This window comes from uncultured Leptotrichia sp., assembly GCF_938036635.1.
Classification (GTDB): domain Bacteria; phylum Fusobacteriota; class Fusobacteriia; order Fusobacteriales; family Leptotrichiaceae; genus Leptotrichia; species Leptotrichia hongkongensis.
In genome coordinates this window covers 1-5148 of sequence record NZ_CALHQO010000139.1, presented here as the reverse complement: position 1 = coordinate 5148, position 5148 = coordinate 1, and the positions used below count along the sequence as shown (strand labels likewise).

General features: G+C 28.7%; 7 protein-coding genes. 4 read left to right on the top strand and 3 right to left on the bottom strand.

Annotated features, from left to right (window positions below; genetic code table 11):
* Positions 1-91 precede the first annotated feature (91 nt).
* From Q0370_RS02655 to spoVG, 3 genes are all read left to right on the top strand, one after another.
* Positions 92-1084: a phosphate/phosphite/phosphonate ABC transporter substrate-binding protein gene (locus Q0370_RS02655; RefSeq protein WP_299571750.1), complete on the top strand. Its 993-nt coding sequence runs from the start codon at positions 92-94 to the stop codon at positions 1082-1084.
* 18 nt (positions 1085-1102) lie between these two features.
* On the top strand, positions 1103-1348 hold the full coding sequence (locus Q0370_RS02650; RefSeq protein WP_021743376.1) for a S4 domain-containing protein: 246 nt from the start codon (positions 1103-1105) through the stop codon (positions 1346-1348).
* Between the two features lie 93 nt (positions 1349-1441).
* Complete coding sequence (gene spoVG / locus Q0370_RS02645) at positions 1442-1726, top strand: septation regulator SpoVG (protein WP_147006314.1); 285 nt, start codon at positions 1442-1444, stop codon at positions 1724-1726.
* 116 nt (positions 1727-1842) lie between these two features.
* On the opposite strand, the gene Q0370_RS02640 is transcribed toward spoVG, so the two are convergent.
* From Q0370_RS02640 to Q0370_RS02630, 3 genes are read right to left on the bottom strand one after another with little or no spacing between them, the layout of a single operon-like run.
* Positions 1843-2511, bottom strand: coding sequence for a TIGR02206 family membrane protein (locus Q0370_RS02640; RefSeq protein WP_299571738.1), 669 nt, complete (start codon positions 2509-2511; stop codon positions 1843-1845).
* A 31-nt stretch (positions 2512-2542) separates the two neighbouring features.
* Positions 2543-3271: a hypothetical protein gene (locus tag Q0370_RS02635; RefSeq protein WP_299571735.1), complete on the bottom strand. Its 729-nt coding sequence runs from the start codon at positions 3269-3271 to the stop codon at positions 2543-2545.
* A gap of 48 nt (positions 3272-3319) precedes the next feature.
* Complete coding sequence (locus tag Q0370_RS02630; RefSeq protein WP_299571732.1) at positions 3320-4621, bottom strand: PHB depolymerase family esterase; 1302 nt, start codon at positions 4619-4621, stop codon at positions 3320-3322.
* A gap of 255 nt (positions 4622-4876) precedes the next feature.
* Here Q0370_RS02630 and Q0370_RS02625 point away from each other — a divergent pair.
* The coding region (locus tag Q0370_RS02625; protein ID WP_299571730.1) for a hypothetical protein at positions 4877-5148 on the top strand (272 nt) is incomplete at its 3' end.

Here is a 5148-nt window from a genome sequence, read left to right as displayed (position 1 = left end):
ATTATTAAACTTATTTTTATAGAGAATTGACTATGCAAATGACAAATGTTATAATAAACCATATTTTATTTGTACTATTTAGGAGGTATTTATGAAAAAAAATATTTTAAGAAGTTTATTGTTATTAGCAATCCTGCTGTTTACTATTAGTTGTGGCAAGAAAAATGATACAATCAAAATTGTATTTTTACCAAATGAAACTAATGATTCACTGAAAAAATCACGTGAAGAGTTTGCACGGGTTGTGCAGGAAGCAACTGGGAAAAAAGTCGAAATTGTTACAACGACTGACTATAATATTACAGTTGAGAATATTGTTTCTGGACAGTCTCAGATTGCATATATAGGAGCCGAAGCATATTTGAATGCTAGACAGAGAACAAAGGATATTGAGGCTGTGCTTACAAATGCTGGAGAAAGTGGAACATTAGAAGATGCACGTTATTACAGCTTTATTGCAGTTAGAGCAGAAGATGCTAATCAATACCGTTCTGGAGATGGATTTGACTTGAAGAAGTTAAAAGGTAAGTCTATGGGATTTGTTACAAACAGCTCTACATCTGGATTTAAGATACCAGCTAATCTCATTGTAAAAGAATTTGGATTAAGAAATACGGATGAAGTGCTTGGAAATAAAGTATTTTCAAAAGTTATGTTTGGAAATTCGCATCCTGGAGCACAAGTTCTATTATTTAAAGGAGATGTTGATGTTGCAACATTTGCTATTCCAAAATCATTCACAATTTATGAGCTGACTGCTGGAAAAGACTTTAATTCAGGAGCCACATATAAAGTGAGAAAAGGAGCAGTTGCACCATTTGGAGATTATGCTGGAAAAAGCTTTACAGTTATAAAATCAATTCCAGTTTATAACGGTCCAATCGTATTTAATACAAAAACTTTGGCAAAAGAGGATCAGGAAAAAATCAAAAAGGCTCTTTTAGCTAAATCAACAACTGATAATCCACATATTTTCAGTGATAAGAAGAGTAAAGTAAGAGGACTTTTCTTAAAAGAAAATCCAAATGTTGGATTTGTGGAAACAAATACAGCGTGGTACGAAGGAATGAAAAATATAAAGTAATAAAATAGAGGGGGAAAAATGCGTTTAGATAAATTTTTAAAAGTAACGAGAATTATAAAAAGAAGAACAGTGGCAAAGGAATTGGCAGATAATGGAAACATTGCTGTAAACGGAGAGCAGAAAAAATCTTCTTATGATGTAAAAAAAGGCGATATTTTTGACATAAAGTATTTTAACAAGAATATAAAGGTAAAAGTTTTGGATTTACCGCCTGAAAGCCTTAAAAAAGAACTTATTGACGAATATATTGAAATAATTGGATAATTATGAGGAAATATTGTTTTATCTCTTGTTTTTTAGGATAAATAGGGTATAATTATAGTGGAAGATAAATTTATACAAACAAGGAGAAGACTTATGAAAGTAACTGATATTCGTATTAGAATTGGAAAGCAAACAGAGAACAACGAGAGATTAAGAGCTTATGCTGACATCACATTTGATGAAAGTTTTGTAATTCATGGATTAAAAATAATTGATGGACAAAACGGATTGTTTGTGGCAATGCCATCAAGAAGAATGCCAAATGGAGAATTTAAGGACATAGTTCATCCAATTAAACCTGAACTTCGTGCTGAAATAACAAAAGTTATTTTGGAAAAATTTGAGCAGGAAAGTGCAGCTCAATCTGAAACTGAATAAAATTTTTAATAAAAAAGTACACCTAAAATACTAAAATTATAGATACATAATAATACTAATATCAGTGGTGTACTTTTCTTTCTTTTTATTTTTTAAAACTTTTCCAAAGATTCATATTAAACTTTTCTTTTCATAACTGGCAAATATAACAAAAATTCTAAAAAAATCATTGTAGAAATCAGAACAATATCATATAACCAGATAGGATTTATAAACTTCACTTGTGGGATAATGTGGCTTTTTAAAAACATTGCATTTATTTCCTTAAAGATAAAGTTGTAGATAAACGCATAAAGAAATATAAGAAGTAATGCGATTATTGATTGAATAAATCCTTTTTTTGTAGGTCTTTCGTCTAGATACTCATATCCAAAAAAAGCTGTAAATACAATAAGTGCATGCATTATCATAAAAATATAGACATAATAGTTGTCATGATAGTAAATTATCCCAGGCAGAATTAGTGCTAACACTGGTCCAAAAGTTAGATAATAAACTACATTATATAAAAATTTTGTTCTAAAAATTAAATACAATCCTGCGAAAATTGCTGCAAAATTACAAAGATGCACAGGTGTAACATTGGTTATAGGTTCATTCTGATACATCAGCCTATAAATCGAATCAACTATTTTAAATATTAACAAAAAATATCCTAAAAATGTTGAATATTTCTTTATATCTATATTCTTAAAAAATTTTGGAATATAGAATAAAAATACGCAAAATAAAATTGAAACAATAAAAGTTTCTATATGAATAGGGCTAAAATAACTAAAAGTCAATAGCGCCTCCTTTCTAAATTTTTCATTTGATTTATTGATTATCTTCTACATTTAAGAAAATTATACTTGCTAAAATTTTTCTGTAAAATTCATTTATTCCATCTGCCAGTTTAAACAGAACCAAAATGACTATTACCATCAGCTCTGAACTAGCATCTGTTGAATAGTTTCCGATTATTACAGCAAATACGAGAAAAATGAAAGATAAAATATGAAAAATTATATTAACAACAATAAAAGGTAGAATAATCCTTTTTCTATTTCCATCTAGAAGTTTAAAATTTTCTTCAATAGATTCAAAAAAATTAAGGTCTCTAGATAGATAAACTTGTCTGAAATATGAAAAACAGAGTGCAAGCACAATTGTAATTATAGAGGATGCCAAATTGTTGCTCATCATAAGAATACTAAAATTTATTGAAGTCATTATTATACTTAGAACAATGGACCTAAATATTAAATTAGTTTTATCCAGTTCATTTTTCCCTCTAATTTTGCTTATAACACTATTTTGAAATAAACTTAGTATAAACTCAATTGCCACTGTAATTAAAAAGCTTGTAATTAGTTCTTCTTTGCTGATTGTTTGAAATACAATAAAGTTTTTTAATACATATCCATCAATTCCAAACAATACAAAAGCTGGAAATAAAAACTTTTTATGTGTTTTAAATGATTTTATTAATACTTCAAAAGTTCTGCCTTGATATTCAGTTTGTGTCAAATCTTCAGTTTTCAATATTTCTCTTAATTCTTCCACTTTTTATTTTCCGCTTTCAAATTTTTATTTAAAATTCTTTAACGCTGTTCACTGCTTCGTTTGAGAAAACATCCAGTCTTTAATGCCAGGTATGCTATAAGCTACTTTCCAAGTTCCTGAATGTTCAGAGCCTGGATTGGCATCTTTTGGCAAGTATGGATTTGTACCTTTTTCAAGTGTTATGTATTTTATGTTTGTTTTTTGAGAAATAACTTTTCTTGCTCCTTCTAAAAACTGTGTATCTGAGTAGTCAGCCCTCCAGCTGTCTCTTGCTACAGTTCCACCTCTTTTTATAAGTTCACTTGTAATTGCGTTCATTCCTGGATAAGCTTTTGAATCTCCAGTTGAAACGGTAATCCATAAATTGTTTTTTGCCATAGGGGCAATTTCTTTTTCATTCCATTGACAAGCAACTAGATATGAAGCGGCAAATAATTCTGGATATTTATAATTCATAACAATAGCCATCATTCCACCCATTGATTGTCCAGTCGCATAAATTCTTTTATCATCAATACTATATTTTAAAAGTAAATGTTCTCTTATTAAATTGACAGTTGCATCCAAGTCGCTTGTAATATCTCCGTTGTCATTTACCACTTGTCTTGAGTACTGTGGTGCTAGCACAAATGCTTCGTGCTTTGCCTGTTCTTCAGGTGTTGCAAATGAGATGGCTCCATTTCCTTGTAATAGTGTAGTTTTCGTATCTTCACTTAAAACTCCCATATCGTGCATAAATAATACAAGCGGGTATTTTTTATTTCTGTCGTAATTTTTTGGAATATACAGATTATACTTTACACTTGTTCCAGTTTTTGGATCTTTATACACAAACTGTTTAAAGTTTTCCACAACTAAATTTTTTGTTTTGTTGTTTTCAAGTATTGCAATGCTTTTTTCTAATTTTTTACCATTTGTAAACAAGATGTCTTCTTTTTGTGTTATCTTGGAAGTCGCCTTTTTCATTTGAAATCCAACTTCATTGTTTCCTTCTATACGTAAAGAAGCTCCATTATCTTTTGTATTCAGTTCGATAATGACGTATTTTCCATCTTTTACGATATTAGTTCTTTCTGGCTGAGTATTTGAATAAACTTTTTCAACAGTTCTGTCAGATACGGCAAAAGTATCTTTAGTTAGCTGCGAGTTTACTACCTTTTCGTTAAATTCCAGAATAATATGTGTAACTTGCTGTCCAGTTCCAAAAACTTCAGTTACAGATGTGATACCTCTAATTCCTTTAGGATATTTTATTTTCTCAGTTTTGAACGCAGTAGTTGTTTCTGCTGAAATAAATATCGTTGATAATAACATTCCGAATACTGTACAAAATAATACTACTTTTTTCATAAACAATTTCTCCTTTTCCTTATTGAATAAATAAAAACCTTTTATAAATTTTACCATAATTTTTCCATATTTCAAAATGTTTAATAATAAAAAATAAATTTAATCAAATATTTATCTCATCATTTAGCAAGTTCCTCTGTTTTTTTGAAATTTAATATTGATGTGGTATACTAAAAATGGAAAATTGTATTTTTGATTAGAAAGATGTAAAATGGATTTAAAATGTTCGATTAATATAAAAAGATATTTAGGAGGATGTGTATGAAAATTACTAAAATTGATGGTGTAAGCCATTATAAAAAGCAAGATAAAGGTATTTTAAAGAAAAATTGGAAAGATTTAGATGAGGGAAAGCAGAGAGAAAAAATTGAAGCACGATACAATAAACAAATTGAAAGTAAAATTTATAAAGAATTTTTTAGATTAAAAAGCGGTAAAGATAGTGAAAGAATAACTAAGGAAAAAAACGAAGTTATAAAATCACTATATTATTTAATAAAAGAGTTATATGAAGGAAAAGAAAATGA